Here is a 22,604-nt window from a genome sequence, read left to right on the forward strand (position 1 = left end):
CTATTCCCTAATGGATAATAATACACACCTCATTTCAAAAGATAAAAGCGTAAGAGACGCACTAAAACGTTTAGACGAACTTGGTGCTGACGCTATCTTATTCATTGTAGATAATAAGACTGTGCTTATCGGATCACTTACAGACGGAGACTTAAGAAGAGGTTTTATTAAAGGACTTGGATTTGATAATTCAATAATGGACTTCATTCAAGGAAATCCAAAGTTCATTTTTGATGATGAATATAATCAAGCTAAATTAGAAGACTTTAAAGGTCGCAACTTTAAGATCATTCCTATTCTAAATCGCGAAAATCAGATTGTTGATATATTAAATTTTAGAGAAAAATCAACGATTATTCCTGCTGATGCCGTAATCATGGCTGGAGGAAAAGGTACACGTTTAAGACCGTTAACAGAAAAAACACCTAAACCACTTCTAATAGTTGGTAACAAGCCGATTATAGAATACAATATTGATAGACTTGCAAAAATAGGAGTTGAAAATATTCATATCAGTATTAATTATTTAGGTGAACAATTAGAAGATTATTTTGGTGATGGTTCAAATAAAAAATTAAACATAAAGTATCTAAAGGAAGATAAGCCATTAGGAACTATAGGATCAATTCTTCTGGCAGATGAGTTTGAGCATGAGGATATTTTTGTTATGAATAGTGATTTATTAACGAACATAGACTTTGCCGATTTTTATAAAAGTTACAAAGAATCTGGAGCAGACATGGCTGTAGCAGCGACAAGTTACCACGTTGACGTACCCTATGCCGTGCTAGAAACAGACGGTAAAAATAAAGTGAAATCGTTAAAAGAAAAGCCTAGATATACTTACTTTTCTAACGCAGGAATCTATTTGATGAAAAAGAGTTTACTCGAAATGATTCCGAAAGATGAGTTCTATGATATCACTGATTTGATGGAAAATGTTCTTTCTATGGATAATATACTCATAACCTATCCTATCAACGGATATTGGTTAGACATTGGAAAACATGAGGATTTCAAGAAGGCGCAGGAAGATGTTAAACACATTAAATTTTAATATGAAACCATTAGTTGTTATTCCTGCAAGAGGTGGTTCAAAAGGTGTTCCAGGTAAAAATATTAAAGAATTAGGAGGTAAACCTTTAATACAACATACCATTGATGCTGCAAAAGTAGTTTTTAGTGAAAGTCAAATAATCGTAAGCACGGATAGCGAAGAAATAAGAAACAAAGTGATAGAAAATGGTTTACAAGTACCATTTTTAAGACCCGCTGAACTCGCAACTGATTCTGCGGGAACTTATGAAGTTTTACTTCATGCAATAAACTTTATGGAGTCTAAAGGAATTGAATGTGATACTTTAATTTTATTACAACCTACATCTCCATTCAGAACTTCAGAACACATTAAAGAAGCATTATCATTATACCATAATGATTTGGACATGGTAGTTTCGGTTAAAGAAACAAGTTCTAATCCATACTTTGTCTTAAAAGAAGAAAATCAATTAGGCTTTCTAGAGAATTCTAAAGAAGGCAACTTTACAAGAAGACAAGATTGCCCGAAAGTATATGAATTGAATGGTGCAATTTATATTATAAACATTGAATCCTTGAAAAAAATGAAAATCAATGAATTTACAAAGGTGAAAAAGTTTGTTATGGATGATATTTCATCTCATGATATTGATACGATGTTGGATTGGGATATAGCTGAATTTTTAATTAACTATGAATTGTGAATTTTTTAAAGAGGAATAAAACTGCTGGTAAATACATATCCTCTGGATTATTAAAAACACTTGCTCAAACAATTTCCGGATTTATAATCTTAAGATGGATTGATCCTAAGGATCTTGGTCAATGGCAAAGTTTCACTGTTTTTGTAGGATATATCCAAATCTTAACACTGGGAACTACAAGTGGCCTGAATAGAGAATTACCATATTGGTTAGGAAAGGGCGATAAACAGTTGGCAATGAAAAGACTTAAGACAGCAGGTTATTTTATTACCAGCCTTAGTTTTGTTTTAATGTTTGCAACAATTTTGATTGCTGCTATATTTTATTTAGCTGATAATTTATCTTTGAATAATACTATAATGTTAGTATTTGCCTTTTCGACAGGTGCTTTAACTATTCAGACTAATTTTTTAGGTGCAACTTATAGATCATCAAAATCTTTTGATAAATTAAGTAAAATTCAATTATTTAACACACTACTATATTTTGTTTTTTTACCACTAGTATATTTCTTTAATATTTGGGGCTATATTATTTATCAGGTAGGACTGGCTCTGGCTCTATATGCTGGATACCAAGTGTTCAAACCATTTAAAGTTTCTTATAAATTTGAAAAAGATCAATTTAAAGCATTAGTTATGATAGGCTTTCCTATTTACTTTTGGAATTATATCGCAGGTTTGAGTAGAACAATACCTAGACTAATACTCGTACTATTTGGGAATCCTCTGTTAGTTGGTTTATACTCTCCTGCAGGTAGCGTAAATGCCGCAATGCTAAATTTACCAAATTATACTAATCGTTACCTATTTCCTCAAATGGCATATAAATTTGGAAAAACCGGGGATGCTAAACAAGTTTACAATTATGCTATAAAAGCATCTAAGATACTTTTTATAGTTATGATTATAGGCGCGTCTTTTTTTGCTTTAATAATCCCAACGATATTTACAAATTTCTTTCCAAAATACATAGATGGTATTTTGGCAGCACAAATCACTATATTTTCAGGTGTTTTTTATAGTATAAACGCTTTAATTCATAATGCCTTAAATAGTTTAAAGGTTTACAAACCTTTAAAATATATAGTTATCCTTCGCCTTATTTATATAGCTGGTTTTAGTTATATTTCTTTTCTAATTGTTGACGACTTACTCCTTGCTGTTTCAATAGGTGCCGTTCTATCTGAATTTTTCAACTTGTTTAATTATTTATTTTTCTTTAAAAAAGTAAGTCACAAATAACATGAGCGAAAGAGTTTTAGCAATAGTATTTACACCATTACAATACATAAATGCAAGATCATACATAATTAATAATAATTGTGAAGCAAATTCCAAAGTTCTAATTTTTGCATCAGACTCAAAAAATGTAAAAAGCATATTAGAAATTGTTGAAGAAAATAGTATTATTCCATTCAAAAGAATTGCTTATTTGCCAATTAGGATAAACTGGATTTTAAAAGCTCTATATTTAAGATTAATCTTTAATTCAGAAAATTACGACTCTATCCTCATCGGAAATTTCAATAATATTTTCGCTTATTATTTGGGATATAAATTTTCAGAAAAAAGAAAAAAGATTACATTGGTTGACGATGGTTTCGCAACTATAAATGTATATAAAAAGAGAAATATTGATGGCAATTATGGATTTGGATTTCGTAAATCAATATTGGATAAAATAATCTACAAAATATTAAGACTGAAAAAAACAAATGAAATTCCAAGAATGAATTTCTATACTCACTTTTCACTACCTAATAACCTTATCGACCATGTACTTCCTGCACAGAAAAACTCTTTTTACAATGATGAATTAATTATTCCAGAAAAAAACATATGTTTCTTTATTGGGGCACCTGTAGTAGAATTGGATTTTATTTCATTTGATAAATTCAAATCCTTTATCAATGAAATTAAAACATTTTACAGCAAAAAAGGAATTGAAATTATATATGTATTGCATAGACTTGAAAATGAAAAAGAGATAGATCTCAAACAACAGAGATTTCGTAAGCCTATAGAAATAGTATTTGGAAATGAAATAAACTTTTTACCATCACACGTTATCTCTTTCTTCTCAACAGCATTATTTACGCTTTATCAAATTTATCCTAGCATAAACATTTGTTATTATGACATATCAAAAAATATTGGAAACAAAACAAAAAAAGAAAATGTTCTAATGATTTATGAATATCTATCTAGCCTTACATCCATCAATAAATTTACTAATACATGATTGAAATAAATATAGCTGGAGATTTCTGCATAGAAAATAGAGTTATCAAAAGCCTGAGCCACGACAAAATTATTTTTTCGAAAGACTTTTCGAAATTTTGGAATGATGCTGATTTTCGTATAGTAAATTTAGAATCTCCAATTACAGATTCAAAAAGTAAAATCTTAAAATCAGGTCGTCATATCAAAGCACCTACAACTGTCGAAAAAGGTTTAAAGAAGCTTAATATTGATTACTTTTCCCTAGCCAATAATCACATTATGGATTATGGTATTAAAGGTTTATTGGATACTATTGAGATAATTGAAAAATCTGATTCAGATTTTTTTGGTGTTGTCAAAGAAAAAGAATTTTATGATTTTAAGATAATAGAAAAAGGTAATATTAAAGTAGGTATCGCATCATTTAGTAATAATGAATTCTCTACATTTGAAGACTTCAATAATTCAGGAGCTTTGCCTATGGACTTGATTTACATATTCGAATTAATCCAAAAATATAAAAAAGAGGTTCATCACATTGTTATTTTACTTCATACGGGTCTGTCAGGCAACCCATTACCTAGTCCTAATCAACTAAGACTTTGTAGACACTTGATTAACATAGGAGCATCAGCAGTGTTATGCCAGCATTCACATATAATCGGTGCATATGAAAAATACAATAATGGTTTTATTTCCTACGGTCAAGGTAGTTTAGCTTTTGATTTAAACAGAACAAACACATCATGGAATGAAGGATATATTGTTAAATTTAAATTTGATAAAAATAAGATGGACACTGAAGTTAAAGGTCTTAAACAATTTGATGGAGACAATCAAATTCGTCTTTTAAAAGAAAATGAAAAAATAATATTTGATGGAAAATTAAAAAAAGTTAATGAAATTTTAAAAAATGAAAATGATTTTCACTATGAATGGCAAAAGTTCGTCAAATTAAAAGAAAGTTATTATTTGAGAGAAATGTTTTTTTTCAACAATAAAATAATAAGACGAATTTTTCGTAGACAAAATTTCTCTTTTTTATATAAGAACACCGGATTTGCTAAATTTCTAAATTTATTCCGAAACACGGAGCATTCTGAAATCATCCAAGAAATTCTTAAGAATAAATCTATTAGATTATAAATCAACAAATCTATGTTTCTACTTTCCAAATTAAGCGAAAATAAAGCAAACCTCATCAGGGAATCAACTGAATCAAAGATTTCAGATTGTAAAGGTTATGATATAGGTGAATGGAATTTAAAAGTATTTGAAGGAGTCAGAAACAAATCCGTTTATCAAACAGGTAATAAAGACCAAGGAGGAGTATTAATAGGTACTCCTATGTATAAAAATTTACCATTAAACCATATTCTAAATCAATTATTGACAGACTTTCTAACAGGAAAATTAGAATTAGATCAACTAAAAGGCAATTATATTTTCATTCTCTGGAGAGACGAAAAAATTACTATACTTAATGACAAGTTAGGAGAACAATCAATATTTCATAATGAAATAAGTTCTTCCATATCATCTTCATTTTTATTATTATTAAGGAATAGTAATCATAAATTTAAAATCAATCAAAATGCTTTACAAGAAAAACTATCCACAGGTTTTAACCTAGGAAGTGAAACCTTAGTAAATGGAATAAGAAAAATCTTACCAAATAATCCTTTAGAATTCCCTGTATTAAACAATATAAATTGGGCCAAGCATGAATATAAAAAAATAGATGAAATTCGTTTACACGACAAAGGTAGAGATCAGAGTTTAAATGATCAAGCAAATCAACTAGGTGGTTATTTTACTCAAATTAACAACACATTTAAAGATCAAATAGGCGATTTAGGATTATCAAGCGGTTTTGATTGTAGACTGATTTTGTCATTGGCAGATAAACACATTGATAACAAATTACACTTACACTCTCATAATACAAAGGGTGTTCATGATACAGAGATAAAATATGCTAAAGAAATAGCTGAACTATATAGAACACAAATTGATTTAATTCCTACCGAAAGACTCGAAAAATACGAGGATAAACGATTAGAAGAGATTTTAACAGAGAATCTAAACTTTTTTGATGGAATAAGTGCTAGACACTTAGGAGCCTACAGTGAAACATATACTTTTGATTATAAAAAGTCAACTTTAGGAAATTCAGAATATAGCTTAAATGGTTTAGGAGGCGAAATTTATAGAGATTCGTATTTTACTGGTTCAAAAAAAATGAATTGGAATGATTGGGTAAATCGCTATATATTTCTTCCATTTTCCGAGGAATCTGTGGGGTCTCCACAACAATTAAATAATACATCAGATTACATACGAAGTAAGTTAGAAAAACAACTTGATGTAGATTTTGACAAGATGGATATGTTTTCTACTCATGCTTATTACGGTCTAATCAAAATGCCACAATGTAATGGCTCTGTAGCCTCAGCTTATGGAAAAGCCTCTCCCTTTCTGATGCCTTTTATAGAATATGATAATGTAATTGAAGCTTTAAAAGCTACACCCTATTTAGGGATCGGTGGCCAATACCAAGCCGAATTAATAACAAGGACGGCTCCTGCCTTGGCAAAAGTAGGTAGTCATTATGGGTTTAGTTTTGACAGCTTAAGTACAAAGTATCTAGTTTGGAGTAAACTTAAGACTTTAGGGTCTGTAAAAAGAAGAAATAAATTAGTTAAGAACCAGTTAATTAAGAGAATGAACTCTTCTTCCTATTCAGAAATCATAAACATGATTCGAGAGAAGAAAGTATTAAATAAAGCAAAAGAAGTTTTATTAGACTATTCTCCTCATACGGATTTTGATAAAATGTTGATTGAAAGTACGCAAAGAAGATATATTATATACCTTGGTTTTATGTTGAAAGAATTAAGTGATTACATAGAAAAATGAAGAAGATAAAACTATATAAGTTTTTAAAAAAAGTTACTCCAACAGGATTAAAAAAAGTATTGAGAAACAATATTTACATACCAGAATATGATGAATATTCCTTAGCTAAAACAAATCCATATTTAAATGATCCTGATACAGTTATATATCATGAATCTCCAATTAAAGTAGGAATAATTTACGGAGGAATTCAGTATCACAAACACTGGATTGCTGCCTGTCATGAATTAAAAATTTCTTATCAAATAATATATCTAGAAAAGAAAGATTGGATAGACCAAGTAAAAAACTCTAAATGCGATGTTTTTTTAACTTGGCCAGACGTTAGAACTGAAGAGGTTAAGTTGATGGTAGATGAGCGACTCCGAATAATGAATGAGGAACTTAATCTAAAACTTTATCCTACCCTTAAGGAAATTTGGTTATACGAGAATAAGCGCGTTCAAAATTACTGGTTAGAATCTTTCAATTTTCCGAGACCTAAAACCGATATATTTTACAACGTGGAAGAGGCAGTTTCATTTTTAAGACAAACTGAATTCCCAATAGTCTTAAAAAGTAATTTAGGTGCATCAGCGAGTGGAGTCTATATTTTAAAAAACAGAGATAAAGCTATAAAAATGACAAAAGATTTTTTGCATTATGGATATAAAGTAAAACGCAAAGGTGCCAACAAGAGACAAAAAGGAAGTATTTATTTTCAAAAGTACTTGGCCAACGTAAAGGAATGGAGAATGGTAAGAATCGGGGACTCCTATTTTGGACATGGAAAGGACATGGAAGGACAATTTCATAGTGGCTCAGGAAAGGCAAACTGGGACTTACCACCATTAAAAGCCTTCGAACTATTAAAAGAAATTACTGATAAGGGTAAATTCCATTCAATGGATGTTGATCTTTTTGAAGATGATAAGGGCAATCTGTATGTAAATGAACTTCAAACTGTTTTCGGTAATAGCATCGCAAAGGAACAAATGAAAATAAAAGGAGTTCCAGGTAGATATTTACTTAAAAATAACAAATGGTATTTCGAGGCCGGTAGCTTTTGTGAAAATCATTTATGTAACTTAAGAATCACCTATATAATTGATAACTTAAAAGACATTCATGCCACAAAAAAGTAAACTCCTTACTTTATTTAAAACTGTAAAAAACAATTTCTTTTTAAAGATAAGTTTGATCGCATTTATTGTAGTGGCATTTACATTTAATGAAACAGGTCTAATGCCAGCTTTTGCAATGATAATGACATTCGCATTTCTGTTAAAAGAGCCTTATAGACTTTTTTTCAAAATAAAAAAATATCCGATTGAACTTAAACTTTTAAATTGCTGGGTAGCATGGGCCTACTTTACTGGAGTATTTACAGTCAAGAATATAAATCTATTCATGAATGGATTTTCCTCTTTAATACTTTTAGTGATTCTTATTAATGTTATATTCTTAATACTAGTTTATGATATTAGATTAATTAAACATCTAATATTTGCCATTTTTATATCCGGTTTGTTGCAAATTTTAGCTATTCAATTTGGTTTTCAGACTGAAGAAATGATAAATAAAGAAAGAGAATATGGATTAGCTGGTAACCCAAATTCATTTGGATTAAAAATGGTCTTTGCAAGTATGTCTATTTTGATTTTCATGTCTTTTAAAAAATTTAAAGTTAATCTAACTTGGATAGTAGCGATTGCATTATTAATTGTTTTTTTAGATGGAGTTTTTGATTCTGGATCTAGAAAATCAGCAATGTCATTCTTTGTGTTAATAGTTGGATTTATTGGGATTTATAAAGCCAATCAAAAGTATAAACTTTCCATTTCTAAAATATTCATTCCTCTTTTGATAATTGGTTTAATAACATACGCTCTAATTCCTATAATTATGGAGGGAACAGTATTAGAAGAACGTTTTGAAATGGGAGAAGAAAGAGGAGGTGTCGAAGGAGATATTCGTTATAAGATGTTTACCTTTGGATTACAATTATTTGCAGATAATCCAATTTTTGGAGTTGGACTTAATAATTACCGTGTGTATTTTTTTTCAGGTCAATATTCTCACTCTGACTACGTAGAGTCTTTAACTTCAACAGGCTTATTCGGTTTCATTATTTATCAATTTGTTTACATAATGGCTATTATAAAATCATATAAACTATCAAAAATAATTATGGATAAACAAGTTAGGTTTAATCTATTATTTTGTACATTAATTGTTATTACAACAAAAATTATTGGATTAGGTATTATTTTATATAATTCTCCTTCAGCAATGATTATAATGGTTGGAGTTATAGGATATGTATATCATGTTGAACAAAGAATAAATAACAAATCTTTAAGTACATTTTAATGGTATTATTCTTAGTAAATACTTTTCCAAGTTTGGAAAGACCAAAAGACGGTGCTTTTAACCTGAGAGCTGCAAAACAGCTATCCAATTCTGTAAAACTAAAAATAATACATTTACGCGCTTGGCACCCCAAAAGAAAGTTTATAGATACTTATCAAATTGATGGATTAGATATATCTGTTTTTTCATTTCCTCTTTTACCAAATTCTAGTCCGAGAATTTTAGGGTTACAATTATTGATTTATAAAAATATTTTTCTGATGACGTTCAGGAAGAAATTAAAAAACATTGAACTTATTCATTCTGTAGGTGCCAGTTTCTCAGGAGTAGTCGGAAGTTATGTAGCCAAGAAACTCATCAAAAAGCATATAGCACAATGTATTGGGTCTGATATAAATTTCAGCTTACCAAAGTTGACTAATTCCTTAGGAATTAAAGGTTGGGAAAATAATGTGGATTATTTTGGTTGTAATAGCAATGAATTAGCCGAAGCAATCAAAAAACTATATTCAGCTGCAAACACTAAAGTAGTTTACAGAGGGGTAGATTTACAAGAATTCAAATTTAATCAACAAAAGTTTTTAGACCCAAGAGAGAAAATTTATTTATTGTTTTTAGGAGGGTTATCTTATCGCAGTGAAACATCTTTTGGAAGAAATTTAAAAGGCGGTATTACTGTCCTAAAAGCATGGAAACTAGTTATTGACCAAAACCCTGAATTGAATGATAGGGTAGAACTTTTATATGGAGGACCTGAGACTTCAGTTGAATTACTAGAAAATAAGTTAGAAACGAATAATCTCAACTTATATTCAATTAAAGCAATTGGTCAACTTAGTAAGGAAGAAGTAAAACTATTTATGCAAAAAGCACATATAGTTTTAGTTCCTAGTATGGCGGAAGGTTTGCCAAATATTGCCATGGAAGCAGGTGCTTCTGGTTGTGTTATTATTGCTACAGATGTAGGAGGAACGCATGAAGTGGTGGTTGATGGTTATAATGGTAAATTAATTCAAGCAGGAGATATAAATCAATTAATCGCAGTAATAAAGTCAATCATTGAAAATAGGGGCGAATTAAAAGTTATGGGCCAAAATAGTAGAAAATTAATGGAAGATAAGTTTGATAAGAAGCAATTTTCACAAGATTATATATCATTGTATAACACGATATTAAATAAATATTAGTTGATGGCAAAATATAAAGTTCTTTATTTGATTAACTACGCCCCTAATTACCGAGATAAATTTTTAACGGAATTAGGGCAGTTCGTAGATTTAACCGTAACTTCATATAAAGGAATAGAAGCTAATTTACAAGATCCGGATGAAAGAATAGGTTATAAATATATTCCTTTAGAAAAAAAGAAATTCTTGAAATTTCACTTTAACACCAAAGAGTTTACGCTTGGAAATGAAGATTATGATGTAATTGTAGTAGGGTATTCAATGTGGTTTCTTCCTCGGATGTTCAATCTTTTCAGAAGAAAAAAAAGAGTAATATGTGAAGGACTAATCTACGGAAGTCATAAAGACCCCATAACTAAGCTTTTAAGAAAGATATTTATAAATGCTAATCAAGAAGGTATTTTAGTCTATTCCGAAATGGTTAAAAAGAGACTAATTAAGGAAACAAAAAAGCCTATTATCGTATTTAACAATACCTCATATAGTAAAAGTGAAATCTCTCCTCTTCCTCTACCTGAGTTAAAAGATAAACTTCATATTATCTGGGTAGGCAGATATCAAGAGCGCAAAAAAATAGATCGATTACATGATTTAGCACAAAGGGATTCTAGGGTTCACGTGAGATTGATTGGTCCTGGTATTCGTGAAGAATTCACAAATAAAAAGAAACTGGATAATTTGGAGATTTTTGATGCTGCTTATGAAGAAGAGTTAAAAGAACACTTTGAATGGGCACATCTCGTATTTAATCCGGGGGGAGCTGGCCTGTTAGTTATGAATGCGGCACGATTCAACCGATCTATAGCCATTGATCCAAACTCTCATCATGGACCGGAAATCCAATTAGCGATAGACGCCAATCAAGATTTTATTGATTTTTCAGAACCTAAAAAAGTAAAAGCCTACATTGATCAAATCTATTCAGACCCCCAACTTTTAAAAGAAAATGCTAAAAGACTCTCTGATAAAATGGGAAACTACACAATTGAACACATGGCTCAACAATATTTAAAAGCTATTAAAGGAGAATGGAATTAATATGACTAACGCGATTCAAATAATTGGCGGAGCCAAAACAGGTTATAATCTTTATAAATTTCTTTTAAAAGAAGGAATATCATCAACTCTTTATTATTTTCCAAATGAATATTCTGAGAAAAAGAGGATCGGTGAAGCTTTCATTATAAATAAGAATCAAATTTCTGATTCTAATAATATATTAGTTAGCTCTGAAACTGCCTTTAATCACCTATCAGAGCTCTATATACCATATCTATCCAATCATTATTATTTAAGAGATAAAGCTAATATTTCTAAGATTGCAAATGATATAAAAACAAACTACATCCCCGAAATCAATGTTAACAATCTTTTATTCCCTTTAGCCGTGAAACCAAAGGATTCTATGAAAGGGAATGTAAGTTTCAAATTTAAAAAAATTGAAACTAAAATAGAGTTTGATGAATTAGGATCAATTGTGAAAGAATGTCTTTTGCAACCATATTTAGATGAGAAAGAATATCGTCAAGTCGCTATCGCAGGTTATTATAATGGATATGAAAATAGTTTAATTGCTGTCGAACAAAAAAACCATTATCCTAAAGGTATATCAGCATATGTTGTGAACAAGACGGCAGAGAATAAAGAGTTAATATTCAGAATAGAAGAACATTTATCTGATATCGATTATAAGGGTTTTATTGAGTTTGAATTCAAACAAAAACTGGATACTAAAGAATATTTTTTAATGGATATAAATCCTAGAACATGGGGATGGTTTTATTATTATCTAGATAGTGTCCAAAATTTCAAAGAAGTGTTTTTGGAAAATAAACCTGTTCAATTAAGTACAAAACAAGCTTGGGTTAATACTCCGCGCTTAGGAATGGCTTTTTTAAAACATAAAAACTTAAGTTGTCCTAAAATCAGTGACATTTTAAAAAATAAAATCTGTTATGAGCCTTACTTTAAATAAAAGTTCTGAAGTTGTTCAAAAAAACGCTTTGTTACACTATGTGAATAAGGATGTGTTGATCAGCTCTCGAAAGAATATTCTTTACATAAGTGAAGATGAAGGTGAAAATTGGCAGAAGTATTTAGAGATCCCCATAAAGTTTGTTAATAATTTAAAAGTACAGACAAAGTTAAGCCGTCGTCTTTTTAGACAATATGTTTATCATGTTTTGATTGACAAAAATTTTATTACAGTTTTTGGTTTTAATGAAATATTTATTTTCTCCAAAACAGATAAGCTGCTGATTAGTCGAAGTCCAATTGTTGGTTCTCGTCCTCTAGTGGTTACTGAATATAATGGGGATTTCTATTATGGCGAATATACTTCAAATATAGAGCGTAAAGAAATTTGTCTTTTTAAATCCACTGAGGATAAAACCCGTTTTGAGGAATTTTATGTTTTTAAAAACATTCGTCATATTCATAGTGTACAGCTTGACCCCTTTACCAAAAAACTATTTATAGCAACGGGGGATAATGATGATGAATGTTTTATCGGATTCTTAGAAGGTGAGAAATTTATCCCATTAATTCAGGGTGATCAACAGGCAAGAGGAATCCAGTTATTATTTACAGAGAAACATATTTATTATGCAACTGATGCCCCGCATGAAAGGAACTATATCTACAGAATTGTTAGAGCAAACAATAAAATCGAAAGACTCCAAGAGATTGGTGGTCCGGTGTTTTATGGAAGTCAGGTAAAAGGTATGCTCTTTTTTTCAACTGTCTGTGAACCTTCAGAAGTTAACAATCAAAAAAATGTTGAATTATGGGGCTCTATTGATGGTATTCAGTGGAAGTGTATTCAAGTATTTAAAAAAGATTTATATCCAATGAAATTGTTTCAATATGGTCAGCTAATGTTTCCTAGTGGACCAGGATCCGAAAACCATCTTTGGTTTACAACTTTCGCTACTAAAAAGGATCAAATGATCATTAAGTATCCTTTAAAACAAATAAAAAAAAATTTATAAATTTATAGTTTAGAAAAATATGAAAATCACAATCATAGCAGGCGCACGACCAAACTTTATGAAAATAGGACCAATCATTCACGCTGTTCAAAAAGCGAAAAATGAAGGTAAAAGCATAGGGTATCGTCTTGTTCATACTGGTCAACATTACGATAAAAAAATGTCAGGTGACTTTTTTGATCAGTTAGAAATTCCAGCTCCTGACACTAATTTGGAATCAGGTGGAGGAACACAAGCTGAACAGACAGCTAAAATCATGATAGCTTTTGAAAAAGAATTACTCGATAATCCAACAGACCTTGTTTTAGTAGTTGGTGATGTAACTTCTACCATGGCTTGTGCTATTACTGCACAAAAAATGCAAGTAAAAGTTGCCCACGTAGAAGCAGGAATTCGTTCAGGAGACTGGTCAATGCCAGAAGAAATCAATCGCTTAATTACTGATGCTATCACTAATTACTTTTTTACAACTTCTGAGTTAGCCAATGAGAACTTAAGAAAAAGCGGTGTTAAAGACAATCAAATTTTCTTTGTTGGAAATACAATGATTGATACTTTATTAAAACAAAGACCTAATTTCATAAAACCTCCAGTTTGGGATGAACTAAATCTTAAAGAAAAGGAGTATATCGTTATGACACTTCACCGTCCTGCAAACGTTGATGAAAGTTCAAAGCTAAAGGAGCTAATGCAAGAAATCATTGATCACTCAAACGAAATCCCTTTAGTATTTCCTGTACACCCAAGAACCGCTAAGATTCTTGAAGGATTGGGTATCTCGCACCCTAGACTACATATGATTGAGCCTTTAAGTTATTTAGAATTTAACTATTTGGTAGAAAGAGCAAAGGCGGTAGTTACCGATTCAGGTGGAATCACTGAGGAAGCGTCTATAATGAATGTTCCATGTATGACTTTAAGAGACAACACTGAGCGACCTGAAACAATGGATTTGGGTACCAACGAGCTTTTGGGAACTGATCCTAAAGCTATTCAACCAGCAATGGAAAAACTTTTTAGCGGAGAATGGAAAAAGGCTAAAGAAATCCCAATGTGGGATGGAAAATGTGCTGAAAGAATTATTGAAACACTTTTGAAATTGGAATCTTGATTAAAAACAAATTACAATTAGTTCAAAACATGGGTTTACGATACACTAGTTATCGCATTGTTCACGCTATTGAAACTAAAATAGGTGTTTTACAAAAAAGACATCCTGCTAATCCAACCTTTTCACCAGAAGTTTCTTTAGAGAAATGGAGAGCAGATACACCAACTTTCTTTTTTAGCGGAAAAAATATAGATACTCCTTCTTCTCCTGATGATACTCTTAAAAAGAGAGTTGAGAACATGAAAGCCGGTAAATTCGTTTTATTCAGTAAAGAAATATATGATTTAGGTATAGATTTCAACTGGGTGACCAACCCAATTACAGGATACGAATATGACACCTCAATACATTGGTCAGCAATTCCAGATCTTTCAGAAGAAATGGGTGATATTAAATTTGTATGGGAAAAGGCTAGATTTTCATTCCTTACTGATTTATTAAGATATGACCATCATTACAAAGAAGACCAATCGGAATTTGTTATTAATCAAATCATTGATTTTATAGAAAAGAATCCTATCAATTGCGGTCCGAATTATAAATGTAGTCAGGAAATTAGCCTACGTATTATGAATTGGTCTTTGGCTTTAAATTACTATAAAGATTCTCCAAATTTAACGCAAGATAGATTTCAAAAAATCATGTATGCTATTTATTGGCAATTACATCATGTATATCATCATATTAATTTCTCTAGAATTGCAGTAAGGAACAATCATGCAATAACTGAGACAATGATGTTGTATCTTTCCGGCTTACTTTTCCCATTTTTACCAAACACTAAAGAATGGAGCACAAACGGAAAGAAATGGTTTGAGAAAGAAGTAGAGTATCAAGTTTACCCTGATGGAACATTCCTTCAATACAGTATGAATTATCATAGGGTACTTGTTCAATTATTAACATGGGGAATAAGACTTTCAGATTTACATAAAGTCAACCTGTCACCAATTGTCAAGAAACGTGCTCAATTATCATTAGAATTTTTAGACACATCAATGGATCCTGTTAGTGGAAAACTTCCCAATTATGGAAACAATGATGGTGCACTATTTTTCAAATGGACAGAAGATGATTTTAGAATTTACGTTTCCCAATTGAACGACTTAAGAGCAGTAATAAATAATACCGTTACAGTTAATCAAGAAAGTCAAGCTTGGTACGGATTGAATAATCTAAAAATTAAACCGAAAAATATTCAAGGAATACATGAATTCAAGATAGGTGGCTACTATATTCATCAAGAAGATTCAGTAAAAACATTTATTCGATGTGGAGCATATAAAGATCGTCCTTCCCAAAGTGATAATTTGCATTTAGATATCTGGAAAGATGGACAGAATTATCTTTGGGACGCTGGTACTTATAAATACAACACAGATAAAGAAACAATCGATTTTTTTACTGGTTGTGAAGGTCATAATACTTTATCTGTTAATGGTGAAAACCAAATGTTAAGAGGTAGCCGATTCATTTGGTTTAATTGGATAAAAAAGGCAACCGGAGAAGTTTCAGAAACAAATGATAAAATTGTTTTTGAAGGTAAAATTGAAGGCTTTAAAAACATCGGTAAAGGAATATGGCATTCAAGAAAAGTAGAGAAACTGAAAAGTAAGAATGAATGGGTGGTTAAAGATGAGGTTTCAAATACCGACCACTTAGATAAGAAGGTCTTTTGGCACATAAATCCCGAAGTTTTAAACTCAATTGATATAGAATGTGAAACAGTTGATGGCTTAAAACTTGAACCATTAATTGAAGAGAAATGGCATTCAAGCAACTACGGTGTGAAAGAAAAAAGTATTCGTTATACTTTCAAAAGTAAAAACACAATGCTTACAACAATAAAAATTAAAGACTAAAAGTGAAAATACTACTCATACATCAATATTTCTTAGAGAAAGGCGAAGGTGGAGGTTCTCGATTTAATGAGATGACGCAAGTTTGGAGTAAGCTTGGTCATTCAGTTACCGTTTTGGGAGGAATGGTAAATTACACTACAGGGAAAAAACCAGAACGCTATAAAGGAAAGCATTACTTTAAAGACAATGACTTTTATCCAAACGTAGATGTATTGCGTTGTCATGTATCAGAAAGTTACAACGTTAACTTTTTAGGCCGTTTATGGGGCTATTTTTCATTTATGTTCTCTGCTATTTGGGGAGGATGGAGAAAAACCAAAGGTAAATACGATGTGATTTTAGTCACCTCCCCTCCTCTATTTGTAGGAATGACCGCTTATGTTTTATCAAAACTAAAAAGAGTACCATTTGTTTTTGAAGTGCGTGACTTATGGCCAGAATCAGCAATAGACACGGGAGTACTAAAAAATAAGTTTATTATCAAACTCGCTTTTTGGTTTGAAGGATTTTTATATAAACGAGCGAAGTTCATTAACGTTTTAACGCCAGCTTTTCGAGATAAATTGATAGAAAAAGGGATTTCTCCTGAGAAAATCAGATTTATACCCAATGCAGCTGACTTTACACTTTCTGAAAAATTAAGCGATTTTGATGGAGTAGCTTTTAAGAAGGATTTAGGTTTAGAAAACAAATTCGTGATTACTTATGTCGGTGCACATGGAGTAGCCAACCACCTAATTCAATTATTAGATGCTGCAGAATACCTTAGAGACACAAATATTGTTTTCCAACTCATAGGAAGTGGAATGCAAAAGAAAATGCTACAAGAAGAAACTGTAAAAAGAGGATTAGACAATCATGTAATTTTCAGAGATCCTGTAGCAAAGGAAGATGTTTTTAAATATATTATGGCTTCAGATATGGGCGCATCAGTATTAAAAAAGGTAGATACGTTTAAAACAATTTACAGTAATAAATCATTTGATTACATGTCGTGTAAAATTCCAATTCTTTTAGCAATTGATGGAGTTTCTAGAGAGCTGGTGGAGAAAGCACAATGCGGTATATATGTTGAACCTGAAAATGCAAAAGACATTGCCGAGAAACTAAGAGAGATATATAATCAGTCTGAGAAATTACTTAAAATGGGAATCAGCGGACATGAATATGCTAAGCTTCATTTTGATAGAGAAAAGTTAGCAAAGGAATATCTTGGTTACTTAGAGGAGGTTGCTGTAAAGTAAGGTCAAAGAAAATTTCAACCTTAAGAATAAATGAACTCAAATAAAAAAATCGCCTTCATAGGATACTCAGGTCATGCTTTCGTCTGCATCGAAACAGCACAAGCTATGAATTTAGATATTCTAGGTTATCACGAATTTACTGAATCAAAAAACAACCCATATAAATTACCGTTTTTAGACATTGAAGAAAAATTCGAGCAACATGATGCGATGCTTTTTGGAAGTATAGGAGATAACTATATCCGTGAAAAGGTTTACCATAAAATCATTGCAGTTAAAGAAGGTGTTTTTACGACTTTACAACATCCATCTGCAATAGTTTCAAGCACAGCAAAGATTGGAGTGAACACATTAATTTCTGCAGGAGTCATAATAAATCCATTGAGTGAAATAGGAATTGGTTGTATTATAAACACCGGTGCAGTAGTAGAACATGAATGTAAAATAAAAGACTTTGCTCATATTGCTCCCGGAGCTATACTAGCAGGAAATGTAACTGTTGGAGAAAGAAGTTTTATTGGTGCTGGATCAGTTGTTAAACAAGGTGTAACGATAGGCAAAGATGTAATAGTAGGCGCAGGTGCTGTGGTCATTAAGGATATTCCAGATGGTCAAACTGTGGTAGGAAATCCCGCGAAACCAATTGTTTAAAGATTCAATAATTCAATAAGAATCTTCGATTCTTATTCAAAAATTTAAAGATTGGGGAGTGAAATATTAACTGATAGAAAAGAAGAGATTCCTCCATCACTAAAAATCAAAGATTTTAAGCGCTGTTCGGAATGACAGAGAATTGGATGTTTTATTGGGAGAAAAGTTGAAAAAGCTTCGCTTTTTCAACTTTTCTCCCACTCTCATATGTTCTACAACTGTCATTCCGATGGAGTAATACGACTGAGGAATCCCTTTTTTGCCAGTCGTTAAAACAAAAATGTAAGAATCTTTAAATAGATAAAAATCCTCCTCTTGCCCCCTTCCCGATTTTAATCGGGAGGAGACAAAGGGATTCAACGAATTAACATATAAACGAAACAACAAATTAACAACATAAAAAAAATGATACCCTTATCAATCCCAAAAATAGAAGGAAACGAGTCGAAGTACGTCCTTGATTGTTTAACAACCGGTTGGATTTCATCAGCTGGAAGTTATGTTACGCAATTTGAAGAAATGATTGCTGAATATGCAGGTGCTAAATATGGCGTTGCTTGTATGAACGGAACTGTTGGACTTCACATAGCACAAATCTTGTTGGGTGTTACGGCTGCCGATCATGTGATTGCACCAAATATTACATTTATTGCAACATTGAATGCGATAAAATATACAGGAGCACAACCCATTTTGATTGATGTCGATGCAGACAATTGGCAAATGGATTTGAATTTATTGGAGAAATATCTTCAAGAAAATACAGAATTAAAGACATCTAACAACGGAACTTTTTGTTTTGATAAATCCACTGGGAAAAGAGTTCGTGCGATTATGCCAGTTCACGTACTAGGAAACTTTGGTGATATGAACCGCATGTTGGAAATAGCAGGGAAATATCATTTAGATATCATCGAAGACAGTACGGAAGCATTAGGAAGTACATTTGATGGAAAACACGCTGGAACATTCGGTAAAATTGGAGTTTTTAGCTTCAATGGAAATAAAATTATTTCTACTGGAGGTGGTGGAGTAATTGTTACCGACGATGAAGAAATCGCAAAAAAAGCGCGTCACTTAACAACTCAAGCGAAAGTCAGTGCGATGGATTACATTCATGATGAAATTGGTTATAACTATCGATTAGTGAATGTACTTGCAGCAATTGGAGTTGCACAAATGGAAACTTTCCCAGAAACGTTAAAAGCGAAGAAAAAAATGGATGCTTTTTATCGTGAACACTTAGAAGGAGTTGGAGATATCAAGTTTCAATCAATTCCAGAAGGAACAGATCCAAACTGTTGGTTGTTTACGTTCAGCACATCTCGCATGCGTGAGTTATTGGATTATTTGAACAAGAATGGAGTTCAATCTCGTCCATTCTGGATGCCGATGAATCAATTAGCCATGTTTAAAGACGATATTTATATTAATAAAAAAGATGTTTCTGCAAGCGTTTATGAGAATAGCATTAGTATTCCTAGTTCGGCTGGGATAACGGGAGAACAGTTGGAGGAGGTTGTGGAGACGATAAAGGGGTTTTACGAGAAATAGGTGATTAAAGGATTCATCTTAATTAAGAAAATTCCATCGTGATATCAATTGAATATATCTTGTTAATTAAACATAAAAGCTGATTTGAAACACCTCTCCCTTTGGAGGGAGATACAGAGGGAGGATAATATAGGTGATCAAAGGTTTTTACGAGAAATAGGGTTTATCCTATAGATTATGAGTTCTTACTTTATCTAATAGCAATGTTTATTTTAAATGTTAAAACGGAACTTAAAGTACATGAATTTAAATAATTTTAAACTAAATCTATTCATTTATGTATTGTTTGCTTACAAAAGCATATAGAGCTTTGAGTATTATGCTTTAGATAGGCCAATTAATTTAGACAAGTAGTTAAATCCTCCCCCCGCCCCCTCCAAAGGGGGAGACACTAAGAATCCTTGAATGCTAAATAACAAATAAACGACTTCACTAATTCACAAAAAATCGAATCAACAAATCAACTAAAAAACAAATTAACGAAAAAACTAAAAAATGAACATAATAGACATCCCTAATTTCATAAACACCCACATAACAAAAAGAGCAACAAGTCTTTTTGAGAAGGATATTGAAGCGAACGCAGCACTTTTAACTAAAAAAATTGAAGGTAAATCAGTACTTGTTATTGGAGGAGCTGGAACAATTGGTTCTTCTTATATCAAAGCAGTCCTGAAGTTTAAGCCAGGTAAATTATATGTGGTTGATACGAATGAGAACGGTTTAACTGAATTAACAAGAACTTTGCGTTCAGATGCAAATATGTTTGTTCCTGAGGAATACAAAACTTATCCAATGAGTTTTGGAGATTCTGTATTTAGAAAAATGTTCTTGGCTGAAGGTCCATTTGATATTGTAGCGAATTTTGCAGCACACAAGCACGTTAGAAGCGAGAAAGATAAATACTCTATTGAGGCGATGATTGTAAATAATGTTTTCAAAGCGAAAGAGTTTTTAGATTTACTGGTTGATAACAAACCAGAGCATTTCTTTTGTGTTTCCACAGATAAAGCAGCGAATCCGGTTAACGTAATGGGTGCTAGTAAGAAATTGATGGAAGAAACCATTATGGCTTACAGTAATGAATTACAAATTACAACAGCCCGATTTGCAAATGTTGCCTTTTCAAACGGTTCCCTTTTAGCAGGATATATTGAAAGATTATTTCAAAATCAGCCTATCTCTTGTCCTGCGGATGTGAAAAGATTCTTTGTTTCGCCAGAAGAAAGTGGTCAGATTTGTATGTTAGCGTGTATGCTAGGAAATTCAGGAGAAATCTTTTTCCCCAAATTAGCAGAAGAAGAAATGGCCTTTTTTAAGGATATCACTATTGATTTCTTCAAAGCATCAAACCGTCCAATTGTAGAATGTAAATCTGATGTTGAAGCCAAAGAATTAGCATTAACAACGACAGACAAAGATCCATATCCTGTTTATTTCTTTGATACAGATACTTCTGGAGAAAAACTTTACGAAGAATTTTATACGGATACAGATGTAGTTGATCAGGAAACTTTTGACAGTTTAGGCGTAATTAAAAATGCAAGAAAACTGCCTAAAGAAGACATCGTTCAAACCATTAAGGAATTACAAGAATTAATGGATTCAGGAAATCACGACAAATCATCAATTGTAGATTTATTGAAGAAACATTTACCCGATTTTGAACATATCGAGACAGGGAAATCATTGGATCAGAAAATGTAAATAATTAGTTTTTTAAAACAGGTAGAGCCACACGGCCGTGTGGCTCTACCTGTTTTAAAAACCAACGCATCCACGTGTTTTGAAACCAACAAATTCACAATTTCACGAATACACGAATAAACAACAAACAAAAAAAATGTACAAATTAATAAAACGCTTTTTTGACATCCTCTCCTCAGGGATTGCATTAATCATTCTTTCCCCATTGCTAATTCCAATTATGATTGGGCTAAAATTGACAGGAGAAGGATATATTTGGTACAAGCAAGAGCGTGTTGGATATAAAAACAAGCCTTTTTTGATCTGGAAGTTCGCAACGATGTTGTTGAATAGTCCGAATATGAAAGGTGGTGTGATTACTACAAAACGAGATCCACGCATTACCCCAATGGGCGGATTTTTGAGAAAAAGTAAAATCAATGAATTACCTCAGCTGATTAACATTTTTAAAGGCGACATGAGCGTTGTAGGTCCTAGACCAGTTATGAAAGTAAGTTTTGACGCTTATCCCGAGCATGTACAAAAGGTAATATATAACGTTAAACCTGGATTGACTGGTATTGGTTCTATCATCTTTAGAGACGAAGAGGAACTCATCACCGAAGTAAGAAACAGAGGTGAAGATACTTGGGAGTTCTATTCTCAAAAGATCTACCCATTCAAAGGAGAAGTGGAAAAATGGTACCAAGAAAATCAAGGTTTTATTACCGATGTTAAGATTATCATTGTAACCGCTTGGGTAATTTTAAAACCAGAAAGCGAGATTGTCTATAAATGGTTTAAAGGACTACCAAAACGTCCTTTTTAGAGATTTATAGGGAGAGGTTTGAGGGTCTTGGGAGAGGTTTGAAAACTTGGCAGGCTTTTCATTCAAAAATATAGTAATTTAAAAAGAACGCAGATTGCGTTCTTTTTTGGTTTATAATACATAATAAACCCCAGTGGGGTGGTGTATATCACCATAGTATGCAATGCTATATTTTCACAAAAACTAAAATAAAATTTTCGAATAATCAATTCTTAATTATGGAACCATTAACGCCCGGCTTAGGGATAGAAA

General features: G+C 31.8%; 19 protein-coding genes. All 19 read left to right on the top strand.

Annotation, left to right across the window (positions count from 1 at the left end):
- The first annotated feature begins 10 nt into the window (after window positions 1–10).
- The 19 genes from DIT68_RS03985 (at window position 11) to DIT68_RS04080 (ending at window position 22,352) form a co-directional block, all read left to right on the top strand.
- Complete coding sequence (locus DIT68_RS03985) at window positions 11–1,057, top strand: nucleotidyltransferase family protein (RefSeq protein WP_109358519.1); 1,047 nt, start codon at window positions 11–13, stop codon at window positions 1,055–1,057.
- Window position 1,058: 1 nt separating this feature from the next.
- Entirely contained in the window at window positions 1,059–1,742 is a 684-nt protein-coding gene (locus DIT68_RS03990; protein WP_109358782.1) for an acylneuraminate cytidylyltransferase family protein, read from the top strand.
- A complete protein-coding gene (locus tag DIT68_RS03995; protein ID WP_109358520.1) occupies window positions 1,739–2,986 on the top strand; it encodes a lipopolysaccharide biosynthesis protein in 1,248 nt (415 codons plus the stop codon). The genes DIT68_RS03990 and DIT68_RS03995 overlap by 4 nt, the downstream gene beginning before the upstream one ends.
- Window position 2,987: 1 nt before the next feature.
- Complete coding sequence (locus DIT68_RS04000) at window positions 2,988–3,986, top strand: hypothetical protein (RefSeq protein WP_109358521.1); 999 nt, start codon at window positions 2,988–2,990, stop codon at window positions 3,984–3,986.
- Window positions 3,983–5,113 (top strand): CapA family protein, encoded by a 1,131-nt coding sequence (locus DIT68_RS04005; RefSeq protein WP_109358522.1) that lies wholly within the window; start codon window positions 3,983–3,985, stop codon window positions 5,111–5,113. Before DIT68_RS04000 ends, DIT68_RS04005 begins: the two co-directional genes overlap by 4 nt.
- Before the next feature lie 12 nt (window positions 5,114–5,125).
- Window positions 5,126–6,886 carry a hypothetical protein gene (locus tag DIT68_RS04010; protein WP_109358523.1) on the top strand — a complete coding sequence of 587 codons (1,761 nt, stop codon included), beginning with the start codon at window positions 5,126–5,128 and terminating at the stop codon, window positions 6,884–6,886.
- A complete protein-coding gene (locus DIT68_RS04015; RefSeq protein ID WP_109358524.1) occupies window positions 6,883–8,010 on the top strand; it encodes an ATP-grasp domain-containing protein in 1,128 nt (375 codons plus the stop codon). Before DIT68_RS04010 ends, DIT68_RS04015 begins: the two co-directional genes overlap by 4 nt.
- Window positions 7,994–9,238 (top strand): O-antigen ligase family protein, encoded by a 1,245-nt coding sequence (locus tag DIT68_RS04020; RefSeq protein WP_109358525.1) that lies wholly within the window; start codon window positions 7,994–7,996, stop codon window positions 9,236–9,238. Before DIT68_RS04015 ends, DIT68_RS04020 begins: the two co-directional genes overlap by 17 nt.
- Window positions 9,238–10,425 carry a glycosyltransferase family 4 protein gene (locus tag DIT68_RS04025; RefSeq protein WP_109358526.1) on the top strand — a complete coding sequence of 396 codons (1,188 nt, stop codon included), beginning with the start codon at window positions 9,238–9,240 and terminating at the stop codon, window positions 10,423–10,425. Before DIT68_RS04020 ends, DIT68_RS04025 begins: the two co-directional genes overlap by 1 nt.
- 3 nt (window positions 10,426–10,428) lie before the next feature.
- Complete coding sequence (locus tag DIT68_RS04030; protein ID WP_109358527.1) at window positions 10,429–11,463, top strand: glycosyltransferase family protein; 1,035 nt, start codon at window positions 10,429–10,431, stop codon at window positions 11,461–11,463.
- Between the two features lies 1 nt (window position 11,464).
- Window positions 11,465–12,400 (top strand): hypothetical protein, encoded by a 936-nt coding sequence (locus tag DIT68_RS04035; RefSeq protein WP_109358528.1) that lies wholly within the window; start codon window positions 11,465–11,467, stop codon window positions 12,398–12,400.
- Window positions 12,381–13,415 (top strand): hypothetical protein, encoded by a 1,035-nt coding sequence (locus DIT68_RS04040; RefSeq protein WP_109358529.1) that lies wholly within the window; start codon window positions 12,381–12,383, stop codon window positions 13,413–13,415. The genes DIT68_RS04035 and DIT68_RS04040 overlap by 20 nt, the downstream gene beginning before the upstream one ends.
- A 19-nt stretch (window positions 13,416–13,434) precedes the next feature.
- Window positions 13,435–14,526: a non-hydrolyzing UDP-N-acetylglucosamine 2-epimerase gene (wecB, locus tag DIT68_RS04045; RefSeq protein WP_109358530.1), complete on the top strand. Its 1,092-nt coding sequence runs from the start codon at window positions 13,435–13,437 to the stop codon at window positions 14,524–14,526.
- A 29-nt stretch (window positions 14,527–14,555) separates the two neighbouring features.
- The gene (locus DIT68_RS04050) at window positions 14,556–16,388 is read left to right on the top strand and encodes a heparinase II/III domain-containing protein (protein WP_146194114.1); all 1,833 of its coding nucleotides are present in this window, start codon (window positions 14,556–14,558) and stop codon (window positions 16,386–16,388) included.
- A 2-nt stretch (window positions 16,389–16,390) separates the two neighbouring features.
- Complete coding sequence (locus DIT68_RS04055; RefSeq protein ID WP_109358532.1) at window positions 16,391–17,632, top strand: glycosyltransferase family 4 protein; 1,242 nt, start codon at window positions 16,391–16,393, stop codon at window positions 17,630–17,632.
- A gap of 30 nt (window positions 17,633–17,662) precedes the next feature.
- A complete protein-coding gene (locus DIT68_RS04060) occupies window positions 17,663–18,283 on the top strand; it encodes an acetyltransferase (protein WP_109358533.1) in 621 nt (206 codons plus the stop codon).
- A gap of 405 nt (window positions 18,284–18,688) precedes the next feature.
- Window positions 18,689–19,837 (top strand): LegC family aminotransferase, encoded by a 1,149-nt coding sequence (locus DIT68_RS04070; protein WP_109358535.1) that lies wholly within the window; start codon window positions 18,689–18,691, stop codon window positions 19,835–19,837.
- Window positions 19,838–20,332: 495 nt separating this feature from the next.
- Window positions 20,333–21,544, top strand: a complete 1,212-nt coding sequence (locus DIT68_RS04075; protein ID WP_109358536.1) for a polysaccharide biosynthesis protein — start codon at window positions 20,333–20,335, stop codon at window positions 21,542–21,544.
- Between the two features lie 136 nt (window positions 21,545–21,680).
- Entirely contained in the window at window positions 21,681–22,352 is a 672-nt protein-coding gene (locus DIT68_RS04080; protein WP_109358783.1) for a sugar transferase, read from the top strand.
- The last annotated feature ends 252 nt before the right edge of the window (window positions 22,353–22,604 follow it).

Source organism: Brumimicrobium oceani (assembly GCF_003143775.1).
Classification (GTDB): Bacteria; Bacteroidota; Bacteroidia; order Flavobacteriales_D; family Crocinitomicaceae; genus Brumimicrobium; species Brumimicrobium oceani.

Excerpts from the sequence above, each read along its gene's own strand:
- DIT68_RS03985 (WP_109358519.1), top strand. The coding sequence starts at position 11 with ATGGATAATAATACACACCTCATTTCAAAAGATAAAAGCGTAAGAGAC.
- DIT68_RS03990 (WP_109358782.1), top strand. The coding sequence starts at position 1,059 with ATGAAACCATTAGTTGTTATTCCTGCAAGAGGTGGTTCAAAAGGTGTT.
- DIT68_RS04000 (WP_109358521.1), top strand. The coding sequence starts at position 2,988 with ATGAGCGAAAGAGTTTTAGCAATAGTATTTACACCATTACAATACATA.
- DIT68_RS04005 (WP_109358522.1), top strand. The coding sequence starts at position 3,983 with ATGATTGAAATAAATATAGCTGGAGATTTCTGCATAGAAAATAGAGTT.
- DIT68_RS04010 (WP_109358523.1), top strand. The coding sequence starts at position 5,126 with ATGTTTCTACTTTCCAAATTAAGCGAAAATAAAGCAAACCTCATCAGG.
- DIT68_RS04015 (WP_109358524.1), top strand. The coding sequence starts at position 6,883 with ATGAAGAAGATAAAACTATATAAGTTTTTAAAAAAAGTTACTCCAACA.
- DIT68_RS04020 (WP_109358525.1), top strand. The coding sequence starts at position 7,994 with ATGCCACAAAAAAGTAAACTCCTTACTTTATTTAAAACTGTAAAAAAC.
- DIT68_RS04025 (WP_109358526.1), top strand. The coding sequence starts at position 9,238 with ATGGTATTATTCTTAGTAAATACTTTTCCAAGTTTGGAAAGACCAAAA.
- DIT68_RS04030 (WP_109358527.1), top strand. The coding sequence starts at position 10,429 with ATGGCAAAATATAAAGTTCTTTATTTGATTAACTACGCCCCTAATTAC.
- DIT68_RS04035 (WP_109358528.1), top strand. The coding sequence starts at position 11,465 with ATGACTAACGCGATTCAAATAATTGGCGGAGCCAAAACAGGTTATAAT.
- DIT68_RS04040 (WP_109358529.1), top strand. The coding sequence starts at position 12,381 with ATGAGCCTTACTTTAAATAAAAGTTCTGAAGTTGTTCAAAAAAACGCT.
- wecB (WP_109358530.1), top strand. The coding sequence starts at position 13,435 with ATGAAAATCACAATCATAGCAGGCGCACGACCAAACTTTATGAAAATA.
- DIT68_RS04050 (WP_146194114.1), top strand. The coding sequence starts at position 14,556 with ATGGGTTTACGATACACTAGTTATCGCATTGTTCACGCTATTGAAACT.
- DIT68_RS04060 (WP_109358533.1), top strand. The coding sequence starts at position 17,663 with ATGAACTCAAATAAAAAAATCGCCTTCATAGGATACTCAGGTCATGCT.
- DIT68_RS04070 (WP_109358535.1), top strand. The coding sequence starts at position 18,689 with ATGATACCCTTATCAATCCCAAAAATAGAAGGAAACGAGTCGAAGTAC.
- DIT68_RS04075 (WP_109358536.1), top strand. The coding sequence starts at position 20,333 with ATGAACATAATAGACATCCCTAATTTCATAAACACCCACATAACAAAA.
- DIT68_RS04080 (WP_109358783.1), top strand. The coding sequence starts at position 21,681 with ATGTACAAATTAATAAAACGCTTTTTTGACATCCTCTCCTCAGGGATT.